The sequence below is a fragment of the Streptomyces sp. NPDC055749 genome, assembly GCF_053617235.1.
Genome location: NZ_JBSHFH010000017.1, coordinates 114716 through 137640 on the forward strand (window position 1 = coordinate 114716; position 22925 = coordinate 137640).

The 22925-nt window shown below is 69.6% G+C and carries 28 protein-coding genes and 3 pseudogenes; 26 read left to right on the top strand and 5 right to left on the bottom strand.

Translation table 11 applies throughout. From position 1 onward, the window contains the following. Positions 1-12 precede the first annotated feature (12 nt). From ACWGO0_RS15780 to ACWGO0_RS15885, 22 genes and pseudogenes are all read left to right on the top strand, one after another. Complete coding sequence (locus ACWGO0_RS15780) at positions 13-465, top strand: DUF6238 family protein (protein WP_453534019.1); 453 nt, start codon at positions 13-15, stop codon at positions 463-465. 26 nt (positions 466-491) lie between these two features. Beyond that, entirely contained in the window at positions 492-1997 is a 1506-nt protein-coding gene (locus ACWGO0_RS15785; protein ID WP_453534022.1) for an ATP-binding protein, read from the top strand. Between the two features lie 95 nt (positions 1998-2092). Further along, a complete protein-coding gene (locus tag ACWGO0_RS15790; protein ID WP_453534114.1) occupies positions 2093-2728 on the top strand; it encodes a hypothetical protein in 636 nt (211 codons plus the stop codon). A gap of 130 nt (positions 2729-2858) precedes the next feature. Then, complete coding sequence (locus ACWGO0_RS15795) at positions 2859-3422, top strand: hypothetical protein (RefSeq protein ID WP_453534025.1); 564 nt, start codon at positions 2859-2861, stop codon at positions 3420-3422. A 97-nt stretch (positions 3423-3519) separates the two neighbouring features. Then, positions 3520-4281 (top strand): hypothetical protein, encoded by a 762-nt coding sequence (locus ACWGO0_RS15800; RefSeq protein ID WP_453534028.1) that lies wholly within the window; start codon positions 3520-3522, stop codon positions 4279-4281. Positions 4282-4306: 25 nt separating this feature from the next. Next, the gene (locus tag ACWGO0_RS15805) at positions 4307-4804 is read left to right on the top strand and encodes a hypothetical protein (RefSeq protein WP_453534031.1); all 498 of its coding nucleotides are present in this window, start codon (positions 4307-4309) and stop codon (positions 4802-4804) included. Between the two features lie 158 nt (positions 4805-4962). Continuing rightward, entirely contained in the window at positions 4963-5688 is a 726-nt protein-coding gene (locus ACWGO0_RS15810) for a hypothetical protein (protein WP_453534034.1), read from the top strand. Positions 5689-5823: 135 nt separating this feature from the next. Then, on the top strand, positions 5824-6444 hold the full coding sequence (locus ACWGO0_RS15815; RefSeq protein ID WP_453534037.1) for a hypothetical protein: 621 nt from the start codon (positions 5824-5826) through the stop codon (positions 6442-6444). A gap of 95 nt (positions 6445-6539) precedes the next feature. Further along, on the top strand, positions 6540-6980 hold the full coding sequence (locus ACWGO0_RS15820; RefSeq protein WP_453534040.1) for a hypothetical protein: 441 nt from the start codon (positions 6540-6542) through the stop codon (positions 6978-6980). A gap of 79 nt (positions 6981-7059) precedes the next feature. Further along, positions 7060-8328: a type IV secretory system conjugative DNA transfer family protein gene (locus tag ACWGO0_RS15825; RefSeq protein WP_453534043.1), complete on the top strand. Its 1269-nt coding sequence runs from the start codon at positions 7060-7062 to the stop codon at positions 8326-8328. After that, a complete protein-coding gene (locus tag ACWGO0_RS15830; RefSeq protein ID WP_453534046.1) occupies positions 8325-8555 on the top strand; it encodes a hypothetical protein in 231 nt (76 codons plus the stop codon). The genes ACWGO0_RS15825 and ACWGO0_RS15830 overlap by 4 nt, the downstream gene beginning before the upstream one ends. Continuing rightward, a complete protein-coding gene (locus ACWGO0_RS15835) occupies positions 8552-9724 on the top strand; it encodes a DnaB-like helicase N-terminal domain-containing protein (protein WP_453534049.1) in 1173 nt (390 codons plus the stop codon). The genes ACWGO0_RS15830 and ACWGO0_RS15835 overlap by 4 nt, the downstream gene beginning before the upstream one ends. 153 nt (positions 9725-9877) lie before the next feature. Beyond that, positions 9878-9979, top strand: a pseudogene (locus tag ACWGO0_RS15840) (DNA cytosine methyltransferase); the annotation flags it as partial. A gap of 121 nt (positions 9980-10100) precedes the next feature. Beyond that, positions 10101-11006, top strand: a pseudogene (locus tag ACWGO0_RS15845) (DNA cytosine methyltransferase); the annotation flags it as partial. A gap of 93 nt (positions 11007-11099) precedes the next feature. Next, positions 11100-11699 (top strand): DUF4913 domain-containing protein, encoded by a 600-nt coding sequence (locus ACWGO0_RS15850; RefSeq protein WP_453534052.1) that lies wholly within the window; start codon positions 11100-11102, stop codon positions 11697-11699. Then, positions 11696-12463, top strand: a complete 768-nt coding sequence (locus tag ACWGO0_RS15855; protein ID WP_453534055.1) for a glycosyl hydrolase — start codon at positions 11696-11698, stop codon at positions 12461-12463. Before ACWGO0_RS15850 ends, ACWGO0_RS15855 begins: the two co-directional genes overlap by 4 nt. Beyond that, a complete protein-coding gene (locus ACWGO0_RS15860) occupies positions 12460-12936 on the top strand; it encodes a hypothetical protein (RefSeq protein ID WP_453534058.1) in 477 nt (158 codons plus the stop codon). The genes ACWGO0_RS15855 and ACWGO0_RS15860 overlap by 4 nt, the downstream gene beginning before the upstream one ends. Further along, positions 12933-13598 carry a hypothetical protein gene (locus tag ACWGO0_RS15865; RefSeq protein WP_453534061.1) on the top strand — a complete coding sequence of 222 codons (666 nt, stop codon included), beginning with the start codon at positions 12933-12935 and terminating at the stop codon, positions 13596-13598. The genes ACWGO0_RS15860 and ACWGO0_RS15865 overlap by 4 nt, the downstream gene beginning before the upstream one ends. Further along, positions 13595-14422, top strand: coding sequence for a large ATP-binding protein (locus tag ACWGO0_RS15870; RefSeq protein WP_453534064.1), 828 nt, complete (start codon positions 13595-13597; stop codon positions 14420-14422). The genes ACWGO0_RS15865 and ACWGO0_RS15870 overlap by 4 nt, the downstream gene beginning before the upstream one ends. Before the next feature lie 24 nt (positions 14423-14446). Continuing rightward, positions 14447-15298, top strand: a complete 852-nt coding sequence (locus ACWGO0_RS15875; RefSeq protein ID WP_453534067.1) for a winged helix-turn-helix transcriptional regulator — start codon at positions 14447-14449, stop codon at positions 15296-15298. 115 nt (positions 15299-15413) lie between these two features. Further along, a pseudogene (locus ACWGO0_RS15880) lies at positions 15414-16363 on the top strand (DUF317 domain-containing protein). A gap of 57 nt (positions 16364-16420) precedes the next feature. Beyond that, positions 16421-16909 carry a hypothetical protein gene (locus ACWGO0_RS15885; protein ID WP_453534070.1) on the top strand — a complete coding sequence of 163 codons (489 nt, stop codon included), beginning with the start codon at positions 16421-16423 and terminating at the stop codon, positions 16907-16909. 40 nt (positions 16910-16949) lie between these two features. Here the strand turns inward: ACWGO0_RS15885 and ACWGO0_RS15890 are convergent, their stop codons facing one another. After that, entirely contained in the window at positions 16950-17177 is a 228-nt protein-coding gene (locus tag ACWGO0_RS15890; RefSeq protein ID WP_453534073.1) for a hypothetical protein, read from the bottom strand. A gap of 308 nt (positions 17178-17485) precedes the next feature. Here ACWGO0_RS15890 and ACWGO0_RS15895 point away from each other — a divergent pair, with 308 nt between their 5' ends. The 3 genes from ACWGO0_RS15895 (at position 17486) to ACWGO0_RS15905 (ending at position 18475) form a co-directional block, all read left to right on the top strand. Then, entirely contained in the window at positions 17486-17743 is a 258-nt protein-coding gene (locus ACWGO0_RS15895; protein WP_453534076.1) for a DUF317 domain-containing protein, read from the top strand. Positions 17744-17843: 100 nt separating this feature from the next. Then, entirely contained in the window at positions 17844-18056 is a 213-nt protein-coding gene (locus ACWGO0_RS15900) for a hypothetical protein (RefSeq protein WP_453534079.1), read from the top strand. A gap of 89 nt (positions 18057-18145) precedes the next feature. Beyond that, positions 18146-18475, top strand: a complete 330-nt coding sequence (locus tag ACWGO0_RS15905; RefSeq protein WP_453534082.1) for an esterase — start codon at positions 18146-18148, stop codon at positions 18473-18475. Between the two features lie 380 nt (positions 18476-18855). On the opposite strand, the gene ACWGO0_RS15910 is transcribed toward ACWGO0_RS15905, so the two are convergent. The 3 genes from ACWGO0_RS15910 to ACWGO0_RS15920 all read right to left on the bottom strand — a co-directional run bounded on the left by ACWGO0_RS15910 (position 18856) and on the right by ACWGO0_RS15920 (position 21613). Continuing rightward, on the bottom strand, positions 18856-19395 hold the full coding sequence (locus ACWGO0_RS15910) for a hypothetical protein (RefSeq protein WP_453534085.1): 540 nt from the start codon (positions 19393-19395) through the stop codon (positions 18856-18858). A 31-nt stretch (positions 19396-19426) separates the two neighbouring features. Further along, positions 19427-20314 (bottom strand): PIN domain-containing protein, encoded by an 888-nt coding sequence (locus tag ACWGO0_RS15915; protein WP_453534088.1) that lies wholly within the window; start codon positions 20312-20314, stop codon positions 19427-19429. Positions 20315-20437: 123 nt separating this feature from the next. Beyond that, positions 20438-21613 (bottom strand): AlbA family DNA-binding domain-containing protein, encoded by a 1176-nt coding sequence (locus ACWGO0_RS15920; RefSeq protein WP_453534091.1) that lies wholly within the window; start codon positions 21611-21613, stop codon positions 20438-20440. A gap of 176 nt (positions 21614-21789) precedes the next feature. Here ACWGO0_RS15920 and ACWGO0_RS15925 point away from each other — a divergent pair, with 176 nt between their 5' ends. Further along, positions 21790-21918, top strand: coding sequence for a hypothetical protein (locus ACWGO0_RS15925; RefSeq protein WP_453534094.1), 129 nt, complete (start codon positions 21790-21792; stop codon positions 21916-21918). A 152-nt stretch (positions 21919-22070) separates the two neighbouring features. On the opposite strand, the gene ACWGO0_RS15930 is transcribed toward ACWGO0_RS15925, so the two are convergent. Then, positions 22071-22823: a transposase family protein gene (locus tag ACWGO0_RS15930; RefSeq protein ID WP_453534096.1), complete on the bottom strand. Its 753-nt coding sequence runs from the start codon at positions 22821-22823 to the stop codon at positions 22071-22073. Positions 22824-22925: the final 102 nt, after the last annotated feature.

Here is a 22925-nt window from a genome sequence, read left to right on the forward strand (position 1 = left end):
AAGAGCACCCTCATGTCCCGCACCGCCAGCCCGACCGCGCAGGACTTCGTGCCCTTCGCCACCGCCGCGCTCGACTTCCACCGGGCACTCAACATCCCGGGCGGCCCGCTGGTCACCACCCGGGCCGAGCTGGACGCCCTGCACGCCCACCTCGTCTCGCTGTACGGGCTGCTCGACGCCCACGCCGGTCGCACCGGGCAGCTCGTCGCGGTCGAGGGCGACCAGCTCCGTACCGCCCGCACCCGCATCTGGCAGGCCGCCGAGCACCTCCACGCCGCCTACCACGCGGCGCCCCGGCCGGACTCCGGCGAGATCCCCGCACCGGAGGCGTGCCAGGCCGGCCTTCCAGAGGGAGCACCGGAACTGACCATCTGCCAGCGCCACCAGCGCACCGCTCATCTCGTGCGGCGGCGCACCACCCCGGCCGACCTGCACGCCCCGTTCACCGGCCTCGTCCGCCGCTGACCCACCCCTCACCTGGAGAAACGCTCATGCCCCGTACCCGCGCCAGCGCCTCCCCTCTGTTTGTGCCCCGTAAGACGACACGCGCCGAGCAGCGGGCCGCCCGAGCCGGTTTCACCGAAGCCCGCCGCCAGGCACGCCTCGCCGGAAACCCGCCCAAGCACCGCGCCGAGCAGACCCTCGACCCGGATCTGCGGCCCGCCTACCCGCTCGCCGGTCGTCCCGGTCCGGCCTCCGCCCGCGGCGGCAAGCTCGCCCTGCCCGCCCACCGGATGACCACCGCCACGGCCAGCGGCGCGTACCCGTTCGTGGCCGAGGGCGGCCTGGGTGCCGAAGGGGTGTTCATCGGCCGCGATGTGCACGCGGAGGCGGCCTTCTGCTTCGACCCGTTCTCGCTCTACAACAGCGGCAGGGTGGAGGGTTTCACGAACCCCAACGCGGTCCTGGCCGGGATCATCGGCATGGGCAAGTCGGCGCTGGCGAAGTCGATCGCCACGCGGTCGATCGCCCACGGCTACCGGATCTACATCCCATGCGATCCCAAGGGGGAGTGGACCGGTGTCTCGCAGGCCCTCGGCGGCTACAGCATCGCCCTGGGCCCGGGGCTCCCTGGACGGTTGAATCCGCTGGACGCCCCAGCTCGCCCCGCCTCCGTGAGCGAGGAGGACTGGTTCACGGAGGTTCGCAAGCGCCGTCTGCTGCTGCTGGCCAGCCTCGCCCGCACCGTGCTGAAGCGCGACCTGCTGCCGATGGAGCACACCGCCCTCGACCTGGCCCTGGATCTGGTCGTCGCTGACGCCGCCGCCCGGGGCACGGTGCCGCTGCTCGGCGAGATCGCGCACGTACTCGGCTCCCCCGAACGCCTCGACCACGCCCTCGGCCACCAGGCGGGGCACCTCGGTTCAGCCGCCCAGGACCTCGCCCACGCCCTGCGACGTCTCGTGCACGGCGACTTGAGCGGCATGTTCGACGCGCCGAGCACCGTTTCGTTCGACCCGACCACACCGATGCTGTCCATCGATCTTTCCCGTCTCGGCGGCTCCGGTGACGACACGGCATTGGTGCTCGCGATGACGTGTGCGAGCGCGTGGATGGAGTCAGCCCTCAGTGATCCCGATGGTGGTCGGCGCTGGGTGATCTACGACGAGGCTTGGCGGCTGATGCGGCACGTCGGGCTGCTGGAGCGGATGCAGAGCCAGTGGAAGCTCTCCCGAGGGCTGGGCATCGCGAACCTGATGGTGATCCACCGCCTCAGCGACTTGCTCTCGGCGGGCGACGCCGGCTCGCGCGGCCGGGTCCTGGCCGAGGGCCTGCTGGCCGACTGCTCCACCCGCATCATCTACCGCCAAGAGCCCGACCAGCTCGCCGCCGCCGCATCACTGCTCGGCCTGACCGGCGTCGAGACCCAGGCGGTGTCCGCCCTGACCAAGGGCCGAGGTCTGTGGAAGGTCGCCGGCCGCTCCTTCATCACCCAGCACATCCTCCACCCGGCCGAGCGGGAGCTGTTCGACACAGACGCCCGCATGGCGGCCTAGCCCAACGACCAGCTCAGCAAAAGGGATCGATCATGTCTGCTTCTTCTACTTCTCCCTCCTCCGGTGACAACCAGCCGTCGCAGGCCACCGACCCCTTGGCTTGGCGACGACACCTCCCGGTACTGGCCTCGGCCGCCGCCGGCATCAACGAGGCGTGCGACGCCTGGGACGCGGTCTCGGACTCCCTCTGCGACGCGGATGGCTGGCCGCTGGACGACAAGGTCTACGGGGACGGGAAGGTCAAGCGAGACGCCGAAGCCTGGAAGCACGCCGAGGTGTTCCTCGACCACGGACCCGAGGTGCTGGCCGGGGTCCGCGCCGCCGCCGACGGCCCCGACTACGTTGAGGGACCGATCAGTGACGACCTCCGTCGGCTGCGCGGGATCGACACCATCCTGCTCCGGGCGGAGGAGCTGCGGCACGAATGGGACGGCGTCATGGCGCTCATGGACGGTTTGCAGCCGAGCGTGCTCCACCTCTACCAGGAGCGCGCCGAGGAGCACCGCAACACCGAAGGCTGGCACTACGCACACGAACTGTCGCACCAGGGAACGGCGTTGGTGCGCGTCGGCGAATACCTCACTCACCGGGCGGACACCGAACGGCCGGCGCAGACCGAACGGGCGCGCGTCGCCCTGACCCGGTCCACTCACAACACCCCTGCTGTATCGCCTGCTTCGCCCCAGGTCCCCCCGGCATCGCATCCGCCGGCTCCCGGTCGCTCGCGGTGATCCCTAGCACGCAGTCACGGCAGCGCCAAACTGCCCGATCACCGGATCCTCATGGACCACCGCACTCCTTCAAGCTCCACGCCCCCGTCGGCTCCCGCCGTGCGGCGGGGCGTTCGCAACGGAGAACTCCATGCACCACGAAACCCCGCCCCCGACCGCCACATCCGATCCGCGTCGCCTTCAGGCTGCCCTCCGTTCAGCGCTCGGGCAGCGCGGCCTGGAGTGCACCGTCGAGTATGGCCTGAGCGACTACATCGTCCACGCCGAGCTTCCCGACGGCAGTTCGCTGATCATCTCGCCCCCGCAGGAGGCGCCCTCCGAGCACCCCGAGTCCCCGGAAAGCTGGATGGTCACCCGCCACCGGTCCGCCGAGCCTGCCGTCTACAAGGTGATCTACGACTCCGAGCCGGACGGTCCGCATGCGCGCCACGGCGGCAGCGTGCCGGATCTCCTCTCCGCTGTCGACGCCCGCCTGGACCAGCTTGGCGTACCGCCACGCCAGGAGCAGGAACGATCCGCCAAGGAGCGCGCCGCCACCGTGCTCCCGCCCGCCTCCGCTCCATCCCGGGCGAGTGTCGCTCTCGCCTCCTCGCCGTCGGTCGGCCAGCGCGTGCTCCCGACCGGTCCGCCGCCGGAGTCTTCCGCGCGGGCCGCGCCGCCGCCGGCCAGTTCCTCATCCGCTCCCCGGCTCTGACCGACCGCGATCCAGGAGTCCTCCGTGCACCGCACCCCCAGAACTGATCCGCCCGTCGCCCGCACCTGCAACCGCACCCGCCTCGGATGGATCTGCCATGCCCAGCCACTACGACGTGCTGCCCGACCTGGCCTTCGACCACCACCCCGTCCACGGCATCGTCGCCGCGAACCCGAAGAACCTCGCGGCCAGCACCTGGATGCTCAAGGGATTCGACTTCCATCCCGTCCCCGACCAGCCGACGTTGTACGCGCTGGCCGACCAGAACCGTGACGGACACGGCCGTACGAGCCGGGCCATCGCGCTGCTGCGCAAGGCCGGCTACCAGGTCGATGTGGACGCCGCACTTGACCCTGCCCTGGCGCCCGACACGGCACACGTCCGCGACCGCGGTCCGCTCGGTGAACCAGACGTCGCCTTCGCCGATCACCCGCAGCTCGGCATCGTCGCAGCCCTCGACGACCGTGTCTCCGGCCTCAGCGGGCTCGCGCTGGTGGAGGACGGCTGGCGGCACAACTCGAGCCTGGACATCTACACGCTCCCCGCGACCACCGATCGCGTCGAGGCGCTGGGGAAAGTCGCCGACGCCACGGTGGCCCTGCACCGTTCGGGGCTCCAGGTCGCAGTGCAGCCTCGCCTCGCTCAAGAGGTGACAGTCCGGCCCCGCCTTGCTGCCACGCCGGCCGCCGGCCGTGAGCGCGGCCATGGTCCCGCTCGCGCGTCTCCGTTGAGCACCGCCGCGCTCGCCGCCAGCCCGGCCCGTGCCGGTATCCCGGGCAGGGCGCCGATCCCCGCCGCCGTCACCACAGCAGTGGCCCGGCCGGTTGACCCCCGCATCGCGTACTCCCGCGACCGCTGATCCAACTCCTCAAGGAGGCCCTTCCATGGCCGTGAAGACGATCTGGCCTATCGACCACACCTGCGGTCACCATGCCGACCGCGACTTGTCCGACCGACCGGCCGACCGCCGCGCTGGCTTCGCCGAGTGGCTCGCCAAGCAGGAGTGCACGGACTGCTGGCGCGCCTCGAACGAGGGCGACGAGCAGGACAAGGCCGCCTGGCTCAAGGCGAAGCGCGCCGAGGAGCAGACGGCGTCCGAAGCCTGGTCCGAGCAGTACCGGATGCCTCCCCTGGAGGGGACCGAGCGGGCCGTTCCCTGGGGCGTGCGCTGTCGTCACCAGATCCTGACCAACGCCTACACCGCACTGGTCACCGAAGGCACGACCAGCGAAGCGGACTGGGCGGAGATCGAGGAGAACGCTCGTACGGTGACCCGCGCCGGGTGGTGGATAGACCAGAGGTCGTCCGAGCCCGAAGACCTCACCGAACTGCTCCGAGCCGCCACCGGGGCCGACCGGCCGACAGAGAATCCCTTCTTCTGACCGACCGGGTGCCCTGCTGCGGCGGGGCACCCGGCTGACCGCCACCGTGCGGCCTCTACCAGCGATTCTCGGCCGGACCAAACCCCGGATTTGCCGGACGCTCTGCCCACTGGCCCACCTGCAACGGGTCCTTCGCTCCCTTTGCCCCGGAGACTTCCGTGCCTACCTCGATCACCATCACGTCCGAGTTCAGCGGCAGCGTCGTTGCCAAGGGCGCTACCGATGACCTCTCCGCGCAGCTGCTCCGCCACGCCGGTTTCAAGCAGATCGATGACTGGCACGGCCGACGCCATCGCCTTCCCACCACCACTCCGCTCGCCGACCAGGTCGCCATCGCCACCCATGCGGCCGAGATGCTTCGAGCCGCTCGCTATGACGTCACCCTTCCGCCCTCTCTCGACACGGCACGGATGAGCCCTCCGGTGCATGCGCTTGGGCCCTACGCCGCCGGAGTCGAACTTCTCAGCATCACGGACCAGATCCGGGCGGCCGAAGACGGGGCGGGCCTTCAGCGAGCAGTTGACCACCTCCTTCACCCCGAGCACGGTGCTCTGGAGCGTGTCCGGGAGGCGCTGGAAGCAGCGGGAGAACAGGTCAACGACTTGGACGACGAAGCGTATGCGCTCGCTGATCGGTTCGGCTTCGCCTCGGAGTTCGTCAGCTCGGCCCAGTCCGAACTCGTCGATTCCGAGGCCGAGCTACGCCGCGTCGGCGCCGCTTCGACGAGCTACTCCGCAGCACAGACCGTCCGTCATCACCGTGGTGCCGCTCTGGCCACTTCTCCTGCGGCGAACCAGGCCAAGGTCTCCTCGGCGTCCAGTTCCCAGACGGCGCCTCTCACTACGACGGGTCACCCGCCGCGCGCCTCAACCTCCCGACGGTGACCCCGACCGCTCTCTTCGCCGTCGGCCACCAGTACGTCGCGCGCCCCCGCTCGACTCACCCGTCCAGGACCACTCACCCGAAGAGGCAACATGCCCAAGTATTACTCCAGTATCGGCGCGGCCGTCGGTGCGGCCATGCAGCACAACATCCGGCTCGCCCAGCGCAGCGCGGCACCGGGCTCCGAGAAGCCGCTGCAAGTCAGGCAACTGCCCAGCACTTCCGCCGATCCGTACTCGGTCCGAGGGATGATCTCTCGCCTCCACGAGGACGCCTCGCCCGATGAAGTGGCGGGCATCATCGAGGAGGTCAACGGCACACTGGTCGGGGCCCTGCCCGAGCTGACCGAACTCGTCGCCTCTGCCGCCGACTGGCCTCGTGCCCGTCTCGACTTCGACGATCCGAGTCACAATCCGACTTTCGAGACGTGGACGCGACTGCCGCCGCGTACGGAATGCTCCAGGACGTCCGTGAGCAAATTGGAAGTCGCCGAGGACGGTCTCGCTGCCTGTCCCGCAGAGCGCACGGACCCACGGCGCCACCAGATAGTCAACGCCCTGCGCAGCCGGGAGTTGCTCGACGATGGCCTCAGTGCCGAAGCTGCTCCTGCGCCGTCCGCTGCCCGGAACTTCGATTCAGACCGGCAGCGGGCAGCCCGCGCCTCCTCGCCGCGCGCCGGAACATCGCCGTCGACTGGCAGTCCGCCAACCACCGCAGCACCTCCGCCCGCGCCTCGTCCTGCCGGCCGACCCCGCTGAAACGTTCCGCTTCACACTCCCAGGAGTATCCCCATGAGCTGCACGAGAGCCGAGCGCGCCCCGCCCCCGCCCGCTCGCACACCCAAGGAACCGCCGTGCCTTCCCCGCGCACCAACGCGCCCTCGACCACCACCGGGTCGGACGCGCTCCTCTACCTCCTGTTCGGCGTCCTCGGCGCCGTCATGGCTTTCGGCTCCCTGGCCTGGCTGACCGGAAATCTCACCAATACCGCTGTCGGGAGCGGGACATGGTCCCCCTTCCACGCCACGGACGCGCTGCTGCACCCGGAGGTGCTGTGGCCGACCTTGAGCACCAGCATGCTCACGTTCGGTGCCCGCGTCGTCCCCGGCTTGTTCACCGTGGCCCTAGCCGTCACCGCTGCGGTGCTGTGGATGCGCTGGCGTGCCGGGTCCAAGTCCGGCCTCGCCCGCAAGGCGGACCTGGCGCCGCTGCTGGACAAGGAGATCGTCGCCAAGGCGAAGAGCCTGCGCCCGAGCCTGGGCGGCCGGGAGAGTAAAAGAGGTCGCGCCCGCTGACCGCGGCATCCTGCTCGGCACCCTCGATCCCGGTCGTGCGGAGGTCCGCGCGTCCTGGGAGGACGTGATCGTCGCGATCATGGCCCCGCGTTCCGGCAAGACGTCCGGGCTGGCGATCCCCGCGATCCTCTCGGCACCGGGTCCGGTCCTGCTCACCAGTAACAAGGCCGCGAACGACGCCTACACCACCACGGTGGACGCCCGCGCCGAGGTCGGCACGATCTGGACCCTCGATCCGCAGCAGATCGCCCATCACCCGCGCGAGATGTGGTGGGACATCCTCGCTGACGCCCGCGATCTCGCCGGGGCGAAGAGGTTGGCGGGGCACTTCGTCACCGCGAGCGTGGACGAGTCCAGCGGCTCCGACTTCTGGTCCACTGCCGCGAGCAACACCCTCGGCGCCCTCTTCCTCGCCGCCGCGTCCCACCGGCGGCCGATCACCGACGTCCTGGCCTGGCTCGCCATGCCGGCCGACCGCACCCCGGTGGACCTGCTCACCGACGCCGGCCACCACGCGGTCGCCGCCCAACTCCAGGGCACCGTCTCCGGCGCCACCGAAACGCGTGACGGCATCTATGAGACCGCGAGGCAGTACGCGAGCTGCCTACTCGACCCGGACGTCGCCGCCTGGGTCACCCCGAACGACGACCTTCCCGAGTTCCAGCCGTTCGCCTTCGCCACGTCCCGCGACACCCTGTACCTGCTGAGCAAGGACGGCGGCGGCAGTGCGTCCGCCATCATCGCGGCGGCGGCCGACGCCGTCATGCGCGCGGCCGTGATCGTCGCCGAGCGCTCCGGCGGGCGACTCGACCCGCCCGCCCTGTGCGTCCTCGACGAGGCGGCGAATGTCTGCCGCATCTCGGACCTCCCTGATCTCTACAGCCACTTGGGAAGCCGAGGCGTCATCCCGATGACGATCCTGCAGTCCTACCGTCAGGGTCAGCGGTGCTGGGGCGAGGCCGGTATGGACGCCCTGTACTCCGCCGCCACCATCAAGATCATCGGGTCTGGCATCGATGACGCGGACTTCGCCGACCGGCTCAGCCGTCAGGTCGGCGATCACGACGTCCAGACCACCTCGGTGTCGACGAGCGAGGGCGGCAAGTCCACTTCGGTGAGCATGCGCACGGAGCGGATCCTGCCGCCGGACGCCATCCGCGCCCTGCCCAAGGGCAAGGTGCTGCTGCTGGCCACCGGCATCCGGGTCGCCATGCTCAACCTCAAGCCCTGGTACAAGGAGCCCTCCGCCAAGGTGGTCGGCCCGGCTTCCGCTCGCGCAACGAAGGCCATCACCGAGCGCGCCCTCGCGAAGAGCATCGGCCAGGACGATCTTGGACCGTCGGCATGAGCGTGTCCACACCACAGCAGGGGCGGTTGGCCCACGCTCCGGTCGTCCTGCGCGGTGGCCGGTGGTGGCTTGACGGCGGGGCCGGCTCGGTCCCCGCCTCCGATCCCGCCTTCGCCGCCGCCCTGGACGACTTCGCCCTGTCGATGGCCGCTGCCGAACAGGCAGTCGCCAACCTCCTCATCCGGCAGGACGAGGCGTCCTCCGTTGATCCCGGAGGCCGACGGTGAACCCGCTGATGAGCGCCGAGCAGGCGGTCCTCGGCGCCGTGCTCCTCGACCCCGAGCAGCTCACGCACCTGGACTGGCTCGCTGCGGACCACTTCTATCGGCCTATCCACCAGGCGCTGTTCAACGCCCTCCGCAAGCTGCGCAACGACGGGCATCCCGCGCTCTCGGCCGATGGTCCGTTGCCGCTGTCGTGGGTGAGCGGCGCGGTCGAGGAGGCCGGACAGCACGTGCGCGGGCTGACCGCGGCGTACGCCCACACCCTGATCCAGGCGTGTCCCCGAACCGAGCACGCCCCGGTGTACGGCCGTATGGTGCTGGAGGGGGCGATTCACCGCACCGTCGCCCAGCACGCGATCCGTCTCCACCAGGCGGCTCGGGCCGACGCCGTCCAGGGCGAGGTCGAGGGAGCGTTGCGCACGGCGGACGTCCTGACCGGCGTACTCACCGACCTTGCGCGACGCTGGGGAACCGATCCTCGACCGGTCCCACCCACCGCTGGGCCCTCTGCCGCCACGGACATCCCGCCTCCGGCACAGAGCGGTCAGGTCGCCGAGGACGAGCGGTTCCTCCTGGCCGTCCTCGCCGAACAGCCGGGGGCTATGGGCGAGGTGGTGGCCTGGCTGCGGCCGGGAGACTTCGCCGACCCGACCCACGGGCAGCTCTACCGGTGCCTGGGCGCGCTGCACCACCGGGGCGAACCCATCGACCGGATCACCCTGCTCTGGGAGGCCCAGCGACGCGGCTTGCTGGCCGACGGCACAGTGTCGAGCGAGCAGCTGACCGCCGTCTGCGAAGGCATGGTCCCCGGCAGCGCCGAATGGTTCGGACAGCGGGTCATGCGCTCCTCCGTCACCCGCACCGCCGCCGCCTCCGCGCGAGCCATCCGAACCCTGGCCCAGGACGAGGTTCTGGGGCCCGGCCGGCTGATCAACCACGCCCTGCACGCGCTCGGTCCGCTCGACGAAGTACGTGCCCGCTGGGCCACCGCGAACAGCAGTCCGGCTCCGAAGGCCACGGCATCCACTCCGCCGACGGCCGAGCCGCCGCCCGACCGAGTGAAGGCCGCCCGCGCCCGCAGCACACCCCGCCCAGGCGCGTCACCCCCAGCCCCGGCCAGCCGTCTCCCCACGCTGTCAGCAGCCCGACCACCCTCGCGCGGCCACCCGTGAGATCCCCTCCCCCGCCAGCCTCTTCTGCCCCTGGAACTCGCCTTGATCTACCCCATCTACTCAGCCGCGCCGGACCTACGCGCCACGGCCCCGAACCTCGCCGCCCCGTCGATCGGGTCTCTCTGCTCGGGGTACGGCGGCCTCGACCTGGGCGTGCAGGCTGCCCTCGGCGGCACGCTGGCCTGGCACGCCGAGGTCGACCCGAACGCCTCACGCATCCTGGCCCGCCACTGGCCCGGCGTCCCCAACCTGGGCGATATCACCGCCGTCGACTGGTCCATGGCCCATCGGGTGTGCGTCCTGACGGCCGGCTTCCCCTGTCAAAGACGTTTCCGTTGCCGGCCGCCGGGCCGGACTCAACGCCCAGACCCGCTCCGGGCTCTGGCTGCACGTCGCCCGTGCGGTCGATGCCCTCCGACCCTGCCTGGTTGTGATCGAGAATGTGCGCGGCCTCCTCACCTCCCCCGCCGGTTCCCCTGGCGACGTGGAACCCTGCCCGTGGTGTCTGGGAGACACCCCAGGTCAGCCTCCTCTGCGGGCACTCGGTGCCGTACTCGGATCCCTGGCCGACCTCGGGTACGACGCGAAGTGGCTCGTGCTTCGCGCCTCCGACGTCGGGGCCCCGCACCGCCGCGAGCGGACCTTCCTCGCCGCATGGCCCGCCGGGCACCCTGCTGAAGACGCCGACCAGCAACATCGGGAAGAACGGCGGCTCGCAGCATCCGTCGAAGCGGAAGAGCGGGGGGCACGGTCCGAACCTGGCCGACGAGGTCGAGTGGCTGCTGCTGCCGACCCCGAAGGCGTCGGACGGAATCAAGGGTTCGCCGAACCAGCGGCACGGCAATGGCGACATGACCCTGCCCAGTGCCGCGGCGTCTCTGTTGCCGACGCCGAGGGCCAGCGACACGGGCACCCTGGGCCGCCGCCCCGGGAAGGGATGGCGGCCTCCCTTGTCGGCGGTGGTCCTGCCCCTCTGGGCGGAGGAGACGCCGGAGGCGGGGGCGCGGACCGGCGATGGGGAGCGTACGGATCCGCCATCACCCGATGGGAGAGGCTCACCCGTCCTGCCCCGGCTCCCACGGACGCGGCCGGTCGGCTCCGCTCGGACTTCGTGGAGTGGATGCAGGGCCTCGACGCCGGCTGGGTCACCGCGACTCCAGGGCTCGGCCGTCCAGCGCAGCTCACCGCGCTCGGCAACGGCGTCGTCCCACAACAGGCAGCGCGTGCCTTGCAGTTGCTGGCACCACCCTTTCCCCGCTGTCCCCGCTGCGCCGACCGATAGCGCTCCACTACCGCGTTCTTCCGGCCGGACCAAACCGCTGATTCTCCGGATCCTCTCGCGCATGTCGCCGTCTCACAGATGGAGCACACCCCCATGGCCGACACCAGCCCGACCTCCCCCGGCCCCGAGCCGTACCGCGTCCCCGACGCAGACCTTGACGACCTCGCCAGCACCCTCGCCAAGACCATGGCCGAGGTCAGGCAGCACGGCGTCATCCTCGACCGCCTCGGCTCCGAGCCCGAATCCGCTGCCAGCCAGCCGCCGGACGGCGCTCCGGAAGCCGAGGCGGCTGCCGGCAAGGAGGCCGACGGTCCCGCCTCGGTGTTCATCCTCGCCCTGGGCAACGAGGCATACGCCGTCGAACTCGCTGCCCTCAGCGACTGGGTGAACTACCTCTTCCTGCCGGTGTACGGCCGGGAAATCAGCACGAGCCGTCCATGGTGCGCGCACTGGCACGAACACCCCGAGGCCGTAGCCCGGCTCCACGCACTCTGGCTCGCCTGGCAGCAGTTCACCGATACGGAGGCCGGCCTGTCCGGCCCGTCGACCTGGCACCGCGACCACCTGGACCAGACCCTGGCGCACCTGCGTGCACCCGACGGGCCCTTCGCGGCCTGCACGACCAGCGCAACTCGCCCCAACCACCGGGTGCTGGCCACCCCGGCGCCCGAGCAGGCGGGGGTGGCGGCGTGAACGACATTCTCGACTTCGGCCTCGACGATCTCTCGCCGGTCGACGACGACTCCGAGGAGGCGATGGAGGCCCTCTGGACTGGCGACTTGACGGTGCTGTCCCAGCACCACACCACGCCCAACGGTTCGCACAGCTTCGTCCTCGCCCACGACCGATCGGTCACCTGGGGGATACCCGGCGAGCCACAGCTCGTTGCGATCGCAGTGGCTCGGGATCTGCGGCAGTCCACGTTCACGTTCGAGACGAGTCACCACGCCACGGCGTCCTTCGCACAGAACTGGCTGGCAGAGCGCGGCTGCCCGCTCGAACGGATCGCATTGCGCGGTGGCGACTACATCGAGCCCGCCGACGACCTCACCCTCCAGGTGGAACAGCAGATCCAGAAGTCGGGCACCCGCTACGAGGTCCTCGACACCTACACCTCTGACGACAACCCCAGCGAGGCGTGGACACTCGTCAACGACTCCCAGGCCACCCAGGCACCGGTTCGCCTCTTCTACGAGGAGTGGAACCACGGTGCCGGCACGTACACGATGCGCGAGGGCGCCTTCCCCGACGTCGGCGTCGCCCAGACCTGGCTGGACGAGCGCAGCGAACCGCTGCCCGAGCCTCCGGAGTACAGCGACCACAACGGTGCTGTCGTCCGGGCCCGCATCGCCCTTTCCCGGTCCGCCGCCTCTCCGACACCGCAGACCGGGCTCGACGCGCCCCGCGCGTCAGCGGCGGTACCGGTTCAGCGCGCCGTCCAGGGGAGGCTCCTGTGAGCCGCGCCCGCTTCGCCTTCGCCGCGCACCCTGACGCCATCGCCGACCTGCGGGAACTCCCCGCTGGAATACGCGATTTGGCCTTGCTAGAGCTGCAGAACCTGGTCCACGGAAGCGACGACTGCTTGCCGTTGAAGGGCCGTCTCGCCGCCTTCCACAAGGTGTACGTCGACCCGGAGGTCGCTTACCGGCTGGTCGTCCAGTTCCGCCAGGCCCCACCGACCTCGACTCACAAGCGCGAGATCTACCTCGTAGCCGCTGGCAGCCGGAAGGACTACGCGGTCTACCGCGCGGCCCATCTGCGGACCGGCCCCCAGCAAGAGGTCGGCCAGGACTCCGCCACGGAGGCCCGCGTGCAGGCCGCCCGGTCTCGTTCGACGCTCACCGCCGAACGTCCGACAGCGGGCCGCGCGACTGCCCCGTCAACAGCGCCGCCCTCGGCCACTGCCCCCCGAAAGGCCGCCCAGCGATGACCAACGACCGTACTGTGCTCACCCGTTCAGAGCTGGCGGATCTCCTTGCCGAGGCCGCTCAGAACGTCGGCGGCATCCCTGCCGCCGAGTACCCGACGGCTGCCGCCCGCTCCTACCTGCACCCCGTCTTGGGTCCGCTGGCCGCTGGGCCCCGCGTGATCACCGGGCTGAACGACCGGTTCGAGGGCTTCGTGGCCGCCGAGCCACGCCCCGCTGGTTCGGCGGGCCTGTTCGCTCTGGCCTCCTACGCCTCCGCGCTGGGGTGGCTCACCGAGTCGTTCGCCGAGCTGACCTCCTCGGTCGACGAGATCTGTACCCGCGTGGGCATCCCTACGGAGCCTTGCGCCCCGATCGCCGCCACGTCCGGCGGAACCGAGCGGGACGACGAGTTCGACTTCGCCTTCAGCGCACTTGAGTTGGAGGCGGTCCGCAACGCAGCCGAGGCCGCCGGCCTCCCGCCGGACGACTACGTCGAGGTTCTCTCCCAGTCGCTACTCGCCGCCGCCCGGATCACCGACGCCTGCATGGAGATCTCCAGCGGCCTGCTCGATGACGCCGATCTCCTCCGCGAAGCGAGCGACCGCCCTCGGCTCGACAACGATCCCGGGAGCCTGCCCGCTCTGGTCCGCTCCCTGCTGGCCCGGATGGAGGCGACGGAGTGAACCCGTACGACGCAGACACACACCCTGGGCCTTATCTCGTCGTCGAAGTGCTCGGTGTCGGGGATGTCAGCGTGCACGCCCTCGCGCATGGTCCGGAGGAGCCGCTGCACCAGGCCGCTACACGCGTCATCGAAGCCGCAGCGGCGTTGGACGAGCGACACGAAAGCGTGCTCGACGCGGTCCAGCGCGCTCAGCGGCTGCTCGAAGGCATCGGTCGCGGTGAAGTCGGCCGAGCCCAGGTCTCGTACGCGCTGCTGCGGACCGCACTCCCCGAACTCGGAGACGGCCTGGCGCAGCAAGACCGGGCATACAGCCAGCTCGTCGAGTCCCTGTCCGCCTACCGCCGGCTTCTTTCCTCGCCCGAGCCTGCTCAACGCGCGAGCAACAAGAGCCACGGGCCGGGCCAGAAGACGAGGCCCCACCGGGACGACGACTGGGCCGTCGCCGGGGAGCGCGGGCTGGTAGCCCTCGAAGCGGTTGCGGCCGGAGGTGTTCGCTTTCGCCGCAACGCGATCGGCGAGGACCCGTACATCTCGCGGGAGAAGGCCCAGTGGCAGGACCCGGCGGTCTTCCCGCAGACCGTGCAGCGGCTGGTCGCCGACGGGCTACTGCATCAGGACATCACCGAGAACGTGTACCAGCCCGGCCAGCTCCTCTCGCTCACTCCGCGGGGGGAAGCCGCCCTGCGTGACGGTCGCGCGACAACCTCACGGGTGTCCGCCGCCCTCGGCCGCACCACCACGCAGACCACGTCAGGCGCGCTCGCCGACTCGGCCGCCGCGCCCGTCGCCAGGACCTCCCTCGCGACCCCCCGCTCACGCTGACCTCATCCCGATAAGGACCCCACCGTGCCTACCCCCGGCCTGCCTCCCACCTTCTCCATCGCTTCCATCGACGCCCAGCGCGTCGAGAAGGCTCTCGCCCGGATCGGGCCCAAGTGGACCACCTGGACCGCGATGACCCTGGCCCAGGTGAACGGCCCCGTGCGCGTCCGCGACGTTGCTGCGCAGCTCCCCTTCGTCAGTGAGCAGTTCGTCGGCAAACGGCTGGCCACGATGCACGCTGACGGACTGGTGATCCGCGATGACGACCGGCGGGGCGCGCCGTACCGGCTCAGCGCGCTCGGCACGTCTCTGGCCCCCGTCCTCCGCACGGTGTCGGACTGGTCCCGCACCCACCTGACACAGGAACCGATGGCCGAAGCCGAGCGTGTCGAGGACGCGCTGCGCCGCTTGCATCTTCGGCACTCAACTGCCGTGATTCAGGCCCTCGACTCGGCTGACGGCCAGATGCGGTTCGTTCACATCGCCGAGGCGGCCGGTCTGGACTACGGCCTCGCACGGCAGCGACTTGTCCGGCTTCAGGCCGATGGCCTGGTCACGCGGACGGGCTCCCGGCACGGAGACCCTTACGTGCTCACCGATGCCGGCCAGGCGTTGGGGGCCATCTACGCAAGTGTCGAGCACTGGAGCCAGCCCTTCGCGCTGCGAGGTGGAACAGCGGCACCGCGTCCGGCAGCGGCAGCCACGCGCACCCACGTCGGCATTCCGCTGGGGGCGGGAGCCGACAGCGTCCGGACCGCGGCGGCCCTACGACGGAGCGCCGCCGCGTCGAACGTCATGTTCAGCCACGCGCCTCAGCTGGAACCGCGGGTGCCGGCGGCCGTGACCGCTCAGTCGGCGCCGGGCCAGGGCCGGTGACGGGAGTGAGAACTAGAGGCCACTCGCCGCCGCCACAGCATGCGTGTGCGCTCCAGCGGCTCCCGCCACTGCTCACGCGGATCCGTTCCCCTCCATCGCTTCCGGAGACTCGACCATGCACGCCCCTGACGACCCGAACCGGTACCAAGAGCTGCTGGTCAGCCCCATGTATCTGGCTGGTTCCAACGGGACCGGCGAGGCTGGCTTCGCACCCGTCGCCCACTGGCCACACCAGTACCTCGATGAGGGCCCCTGCCAGCTCCTCGTAACCTCTCCCGACCAACGGATTCGAATCGGCTGGTTCGGCGACGACTTCGAACTGTGGAAGATCAGCGCAGCGAGGACGCCTTCTCAGCGCCTCGCTGGACGGCAACGTTCAACCACGTCACCCCGGCCGAGATGGTCGCCGGCCTCACCGCCGCACTGGTCCAGGACTACGACGAAGCCATCGCCTCCGACACCCTCGGCCGCTTCTTGACAGGGCCAACCGTCCCCTGGAGGGACACCGTCCGGCCGCTGACCGATGCCGGCTGGAACCTTGACGGAGCTGCTGAACTCGGCACCATCGAGATCAGCGCTCCTGACGACCAAGCGGGCATCCTTATCGATCGGCGCGGCTACGGCTCCGACCGCACGACCGTTGAGCTGTGGGCTGGCCCGCCGGGCTGGGGCACTCGTGCCGAAGCGACCTTCACGGCCCGCACACCGTCCCACTTGATCGCCGCAACCGCCGCTGTGATGGCGAACTCGACCCCGGTGGTCCGCGAACGCCACCAAATCGACCGGCGTATGCAGCACCTGGTCACGATGACCCCTGTCGCTTCGGTCTCGCCGATCGCGGAGGCTCAGGTCTCGCGCGCTCCGACTCCGCTGGACGTACGGCGTACCGCGGTCACCCAGGCCGTACACCGTGCCGCGCGGGCACCACGCACGGCAGCCGACCTCCGGGTGATGGCCGCCCAGAGCCGCTCCACGGGTGCGGCGCAGAAACGGACGGGACACCCCGCGACCGCGACCTCCGCCCGGCTGCCGGCCAGCTCGCCGGCGCCACGGCGCGGGCGCTGACTCCCACCCCAAACCGCGCTCCAATCGCGACCGTCCCTGCACAACAGGAGTTCCACCATGCCCACCACCACCATGCTCGACCAGGCCACAGCCATGATCGAGAACGCCTGGGGCCAGCCCATCGAAGCTCTTGAGGTCCTCGGGGTCTGCCGCCCCAGCGAGGACCCGCTCCTGCGCTGCGCCATGCACACGCGAACGGCCCTGGCCATCACGGACAACGCGGTAACCGTCCACCAGGACCGTCTTCACGCCCTGTCCCGGCATGGGTACGTGCCTGACTTCTACGAACTCGACCGGATCACCGAAGCGGCGGTCAGCCTCCGCGTCGCCCACGCGGAGAGCTGTGGGTACCTCCAGGCGATCCGGCGCGTGGTGGAGGCTCGTGAGGCCGCCGCACCCGAGGTTGAGGCGCCGACGGTTCGGCTGGCACAGGCCGCTGTCGCCCGCTCCGGGCAGACGCGGCACGCCCCGGGGGCCGTGCCCGGACCGGCCGCTCCGGCGGCTGTCGTCGGGCCGTCGGCGCCCACAACGGGCCCCCGACGTTGAGCGGTTAGCTCTGATTCTCGTCGCGGTGGCCCGCTTCGGCTCAGAGGCCCACCGCGCGGGCCAGCTCCTCCATCGTCAGCTCCACGCGCCGGCCTTCGGCGACCCGGCGCTCCACCGTCTCCTCGTCCGGCCACTGGTCGGGCTGTGCGCCGACTCCCCACTGGCCGTCGGCGACCATCGCGATGTCGCCCACGGTCCACGGCCGCCCCGCCGGGCGCATCTTGCGCTCCAACCCGGCGCCGTCCCAGTGTCTGCTCGCCTCGGCCATCGCTGTCCCCCTTCTCTCGCCTGCGGCCCGTCACCGCAACCCATGCAGGACAACCGCGGTGGCCTGTCCATTCCCGGGTCTCCCGTCACCTGCCGACGACCCCGAGTTCGCCCACGGCAGACGTCCTTGCCGGGAAACGACTACGCACTTCGGCATGCCGCATGCCAACGTACGGATATCGGGAAAACCGCAGCTCAACGAAGGGACCCATCTAACCGTGAGCACCTTTGCCACCCTCCTTCCGGCCGTTTGTCCGTCCCACAGCGGACGCTCTCCACTGGCTCTCCGCCGACCACGGTGCGGGCCCGGTGCTCGATCTCCTGGACGCACTCGGGTGGGCAATCGTCGACACCCCCGAGGCCAACGTCCACGCGACCAGCCCCGACGGCTGTGTGTACGTCGGCTGGCTCCCCGAAGACCAGTCGGCCTGGCAGCGCAACATCGTCTGGCACGTCCGGGTGCAGCCCGCCGATGGAGACGCATGGGTCCAGGAGTTCGGTCTCCACACCCCCTCCGAGGCCGTTGCCGGATTCCTCGCCGCCCTCGTCACCAACTCCTCGTGCTGACTGCCGATCAGGCTCCGCTCAAACATCCACCGACGGCTCGACGACTCCCCGTCGTCGGGCCGACCAGCCCCGTCAATGTCCACCGTTCACGGAGACTCCCTTGCCCCAGTACCTGACCGTCGGCCACCTGCTCCGCCAGCTCCAGGAACTCGACCCCAACCTGCCGGTCCGTCTCGCCGTCAACCCCGACTTCCCCTTCGCCCACTTCGTGGGGGCCAAGGTCGTCGTCCGCGACGGCAAGGCGTACATCGCCGACGACGGCCAGGAGGACTACCTCCCGGTGGGGTCGCGCGACGCCCTCACCTGGGCCTGATCGCTTCCCTACCATCACGGAGGCTTCCCATCTCGTCACTCTCGCGCCCCGCGCCCCGCCTCGCACTGCACACTGTCGCGGCGCGCCCCATGCCGCACGGCGTACACAGCGCGCTTCTCCAGCGCATCTCCACCCGCCCCGACGGCCCCCTCAACATCACCTGGCTCGCTGCCGAAACCCCTGAACTTCCCCTCGGGCGCATCCGACTGCGCTGGGAGCCCGCCTCGCGCAGCGGCTGGGACGTCACGACGTACCTGGGGCTGACCACGGCCGAGGTACTCCTCGGTTCCTGGCCCGCCGCCCCGGACGACTGGCCGCGCCTGGTCCGTCCGACCCTGTACGAGGTGACCGGCCTGTGCGCCGCCCTCTCTTTCACGACGGACGCCCTCGACCTCTCCAACCGGCTCTCCGGAGTCTGACCGAGGACCGCCGAAGGCCGCCCCATGCCGCTCAGGCAGGGGCGGCCTCGTCATGCGTCCACCCGTTCGTTGCGTACGCTCGACCCGACGAAGGCCGACGTTGTCGTATGGGGTCGGTGCGGATGTCGATCCGCACCATCCACTTCGCAGCACTTCGCCCCGCTGACCAAACGATCGACGGGGCGAAGTAGGCAAGCACCGGATTAACCAACGGCATCCGCAGATGCCCGGGGCCTCTTGCTGTCTCGCCACGGCGAGCGAGGTGTGGTGGGGCGGGTCAGCGCCGTTCCATGGTCTGTCCCCTGTTCTCCGCTCTGTTGCGCGCGGGCTCGCCTTCGTTCCTCTTCTCCGTGCCCACAAGAGCCGGATTATTCAGGGAGTCAGTGAGGCTGGGCGGGGGCGGTGGAGGAGGTGGGGGCGGGTTCCCCTGGTTCTGTGCGTTTGTCATGCCCGTCAGTGTGCAGTACGAGGCTGACAGTTGAGAGGAGGATTCCTGCGGCGACAGCGGCCAGAGTGACCGTCCAGCGTCTTGTCTTCCGCTGGTGCAGGGTGTCGTTCTTCTCGAACATGCCCACCCTCGTTCCGGCAAGAGCCCCCAGCGCCGCGCCCTTAGTCGATCGCCCATAGGTGTCCAGGACATCCCGCGGCTTGATGTCCTCGTACGCGGCGAGGTTGAACACCGAGATACCGAAGCCAATGGCAACCGCATACGCCGCGAAGGCCGCGACGCCGGTGAACGGCTCGAAGCTCCGGGAGGCCAGGAACTGGGCGGCTGTGGCAGCGAACCCCACCAGGAAGATGGCCTTGGTGTCCACCTTCGCCCCCGACTCCGACTGTCGCGCCAGCCGCGCCGCAAGTTCGCTGTTGATCAGCTCCAAGGTCTCTTTCTGATCCTCGAACTCCTGCGGCGTCATCGTCATGTCCTGAGCGTACGAAACGCCCGGGGTCCGGTCATGGTGCCTGGATAAACGGCAGTCCGACGGCTGCGAGCTTCGTCTGGAGGTTGATGTCGTCGCTCGCAACGTAGACGGAAGATCCCGGGTGCCGGGACTGCAGTAGGAGGGTGGAGGCCACCAGGCGGTCATCAGGCACGGTCAGGTCCAGCCAGTTCGGCAGCCCGTCGCCCTTGGGTTCAATGTGCTCGAAAACGGCGTGCACCTCAGCCGCGGCACGGACGCCGCGCCGCATGTCGCCGTTGGTCCGCAACCCCTTCAGACGGCGGTCGGCTTTCTGCGCCGCGTCCCGGATATCGGGGTTACGTCCGGCGCGCTTGTGGTCGTCCAGTTCCCGCAGGACAGCGGGCATCAGATGGACCATGTACCGCTTCCCCAGCAGCGGTGTGTAGATCGCTACGTCGGGGTCGTCCAGCAAGACGTTCGTGTCGACCACCAAACGTACTGCCCAGGGGTCTGGGGGCAGCAGCTCGCCCAATTGCCGGAGGGTGGTCACGGCGTGACGCACGTAGTCGGTGGCCTTGTCGGTGGTGGAAGGCACCGTCGTGTCACGAGGGCGCTCAAGCCAGCGCATCAACAGGCCGAGGCTCTGCTCAAGACGCTTGGTGACCTCGGGCGTCGGATGCGGGAACAGGAGCCGGAACAAGGGCTCCCATTCCCTTACGCGGCCCAGCAGCTCCATGCGTCGCGCCTCGAGTTCTGGGCTGCTGGGCACCCAGCCCCATTTCGGAGCACCAACGTGCATCACGTAGCCGCGTCCGCGGTTGGGGTCGGTATTCCGGATCTGCGAGTCCGCCAGGATCTGCACGAAGCCTGCTTCGATCAGGTCCAGGTCCGACCGCAGCCGATCCAGGTAGGTCGGCGGGGGCGCTTGTGTGGAGGCCATCTCCTGATAATGCCGTGTGCCTGTGACAGTCCTCCGTGCCGGGCGGGGGCACTCATCGATCGATCAGCGGAGGGCCGGCCAGGCAGTGCCGAGAATGGCATAGCCGATGGCCTCCGGTCTGGACTACAGCCCGAATTGGTTCATCAAATCCGTGCACAGTTCGTCGGCACTGCCGCGTCCCTCCTCCTCCGCCGACACCGGGGAGAGTGATGTGTGCGCGGGTTGGATGTAGTGGGGCCGGCGGGCGTAAGGGGGCGTGCTTTCCCACCCTTGGAGATCGCCCCATTGCGAGGTGAGCGGTGCCAAGGCTCTGGGCTTGTCCGGTGAGATGATCACCGCTGTGAGTTGCAGCGCGCTGTCCAGGCGCAGCTTCCTCTGCTGCTCCTGCGCGGTGGCGACGAAGTCGTAACAGCATGCCGTCACCAGGCGCTCGGATACGAGGAGGTCATCGTCCTGGCCGGGAGGCTCCTCGCTCTCCCGGATATAGGACAGGTTGGCGGCCATCACCACGGTGCCGTCGTAGTGCAGCTCGGTGATGATCTCCCGGTTGATGGGCGACTCCAGATTGCTGCACACCCAGCGGCGCAGGCCGGAGCGCGGGTTGAGCAGCGTGTCCGGCCCCATACCGACCAGAGGTCCTGGCACCAGCGGCTTCCCGTGCAGAGCGCGGGCTCGCGTCTCGGCGGCCTCCAGGACCTCCCGCGCCTCTCCCCGGCTCATCGTGTAGGCACCGCGCGGCAGGGGCCGCTGCGGTCGGGAGACCGCGATGAACCATGCCGAAGGCGCAGAAGCGTGCCCGGTGATGGTCCTGGTGGTGAAGTCGATGTGGCGCTGGAGTTGTTCCTCTGCCAGGCCGACACGGGCGAAGCGGTCGCGGTAGGCGCGCTCAACCTGGTGCTCTGCCATCCAGGCGGTATGGTCGTTGTCCCGGTAGGGGACGACCGCGGCTTGCTGATCCTTGTCCTTGGCGGCGGTGCCGTACACCAGGTGCGGTGCCATCTCGCTGGCCGGCACATCGACGACTAGGACGGTCTTCGTTCCGTCGGTCAGCTCGAACATGTCCAGGTCCGGCAGGTATGGGTGGACGTGGTTGCGGATCCACTGCGCGTACTGCTGCAGGTTGGCTTCATGGGGGTCTATGCCCAACAAGCGGGTCGTCTTGTCTTCTACGCCATAGATGATCAGACCACCTCGGGTGTTCGCCATGGCCGCGATGTCCTTGGCGAACTCGTTCCAACGGCCATCCCTGGGCGGTTGAGGAAGCGACCCCTTCCAGTCCAAGTCGTCGAACTCGTCCAAGTCGTCGTCCGTAGCCCGGCGGACCATGTCGAAGGTGAGAGGCCCGGGTGGGCATCCGAGATGCTCGTGAATTCTTGTCCATGTGCGTGCCATGAGGGCAGCGTAGAACGGCTGACTACCGACGCGACCCGAGGCTGAGCATGGATTAGGGCGAGGCCGCCCCGGCGCCCGCCGCTGTGCCGCTGACGTCACCGGCACAGCGGAACTACCACGACGTATTCAACAAGGCCTCCTACACGGGCGGGACGTACACCTGCGACCTCATCGAGGAGTACGGGCCGCACTCCGAACGCGCCGACTACTAACCACCACCGCACGGGCCGGGCATCTGCGAATGCCGTTGGTTAATCCGGTGCTTGCCTACTTCGCCCCGTCGATCGTTTGGTCGGCGGGGCAAAGTGCTGCTCAGTGGATGGTGCGGATCGCCCCATACGACAATGAGCCTTTTCCATCTTGATCAGTTGGCGAGTTCGAGGGCGACGACGGCTCGGGCGACGGCTGTGATGCGGGTGGTACTACAGCGGAGCTTCCGCAGGAGCCGCCAGGACTTGAGGGTCGCCATGGCGCGTTCACCAAGGCTGCGGATCTTCGTGTGGTCCCGGTTGTGACGTCGGCGCCAGCCGCGCAGGTGCTTGCCACGGATCGGGACACGGATCGCATTGCCGGCGCCCTGATACGCCTTGTCGGCCCAGCACTTGATGTCGTCTGCGGCGAGGGCGGCGGGAATGCCGTGGGCCCGCGCCGCGGTCAGGTCGTGTGTGGCTCCCGGCAGTGCTTCCGAGGCCCAGATCAGGCGTCCGGCGGGATCGGCGAGGCCCTGCACGTTCATCCCGTGATGCTTCTTCTTCCCTGAGTAGTACGGCCGGTCTGCGGCGATGCGGTCGATCGGCAGCACCGTGCCGTCGAGAATCACGTACGCCTTATTCCGGACGGATGTCATGGCCTGTTCCAGCGTGGGCGCGAGGGCGGCCAAGAGGTCGACGGCCTCGCGTATGTAGCGATAGGCCGTGGCGATCCCGATGCGAAAGCCAGCGGCGACGCGGGCGTAGGTGTCGCCGCAGCGCAGGTGGGCCAGGACGAGCATGGCCTGTCGGCCGCAGGTCAGGCGCCGCCAGCGCGAACCGATCCGACGGCGGTGACCTGCGAGAACACTGGAGAGATGCCGCAGGGCGCGGCTGGACAGATCGATGCCGGACGGGTAGACAAGCACGTGAAATTCCTGGCGGACTGGTGATCTTGGTCGTGAACCCGTCTACCAGGAGCGTTCTTCATGCCCGCCGCCGGGGCTGCCGGTCCAACCACCCGTCAGGTT

What these genes read in the sequence shown, in the direction of transcription:
- ACWGO0_RS15865 (WP_453534061.1), top strand. Translation starts at nt 12,933, where the DNA reads ATGACCAACGACCGTACTGTGCTCACCCGTTCAGAGCTGGCGGATCTC.
- ACWGO0_RS15915 (WP_453534088.1), bottom strand. Translation starts at nt 20,314, where the DNA reads ATGGCCTCCACACAAGCGCCCCCGCCGACCTACCTGGATCGGCTGCGG.
- ACWGO0_RS15785 (WP_453534022.1), top strand. Translation starts at nt 492, where the DNA reads ATGCCCCGTACCCGCGCCAGCGCCTCCCCTCTGTTTGTGCCCCGTAAG.
- ACWGO0_RS15850 (WP_453534052.1), top strand. Translation starts at nt 11,100, where the DNA reads ATGGCCGACACCAGCCCGACCTCCCCCGGCCCCGAGCCGTACCGCGTC.
- ACWGO0_RS15815 (WP_453534037.1), top strand. Translation starts at nt 5,824, where the DNA reads ATGCAGCACAACATCCGGCTCGCCCAGCGCAGCGCGGCACCGGGCTCC.
- ACWGO0_RS15905 (WP_453534082.1), top strand. Translation starts at nt 18,146, where the DNA reads ATGCCGCACGGCGTACACAGCGCGCTTCTCCAGCGCATCTCCACCCGC.
- ACWGO0_RS15800 (WP_453534028.1), top strand. Translation starts at nt 3,520, where the DNA reads ATGCCCAGCCACTACGACGTGCTGCCCGACCTGGCCTTCGACCACCAC.
- ACWGO0_RS15885 (WP_453534070.1), top strand. Translation starts at nt 16,421, where the DNA reads ATGCCCACCACCACCATGCTCGACCAGGCCACAGCCATGATCGAGAAC.
- ACWGO0_RS15890 (WP_453534073.1), bottom strand. Translation starts at nt 17,177, where the DNA reads ATGGCCGAGGCGAGCAGACACTGGGACGGCGCCGGGTTGGAGCGCAAG.
- ACWGO0_RS15795 (WP_453534025.1), top strand. Translation starts at nt 2,859, where the DNA reads ATGCACCACGAAACCCCGCCCCCGACCGCCACATCCGATCCGCGTCGC.
- ACWGO0_RS15910 (WP_453534085.1), bottom strand. Translation starts at nt 19,395, where the DNA reads ATGACGATGACGCCGCAGGAGTTCGAGGATCAGAAAGAGACCTTGGAG.
- ACWGO0_RS15830 (WP_453534046.1), top strand. Translation starts at nt 8,325, where the DNA reads ATGAGCGTGTCCACACCACAGCAGGGGCGGTTGGCCCACGCTCCGGTC.
- ACWGO0_RS15805 (WP_453534031.1), top strand. Translation starts at nt 4,307, where the DNA reads ATGGCCGTGAAGACGATCTGGCCTATCGACCACACCTGCGGTCACCAT.
- ACWGO0_RS15825 (WP_453534043.1), top strand. Translation starts at nt 7,060, where the DNA reads ATGGCCCCGCGTTCCGGCAAGACGTCCGGGCTGGCGATCCCCGCGATC.
- ACWGO0_RS15780 (WP_453534019.1), top strand. Translation starts at nt 13, where the DNA reads ATGTCCCGCACCGCCAGCCCGACCGCGCAGGACTTCGTGCCCTTCGCC.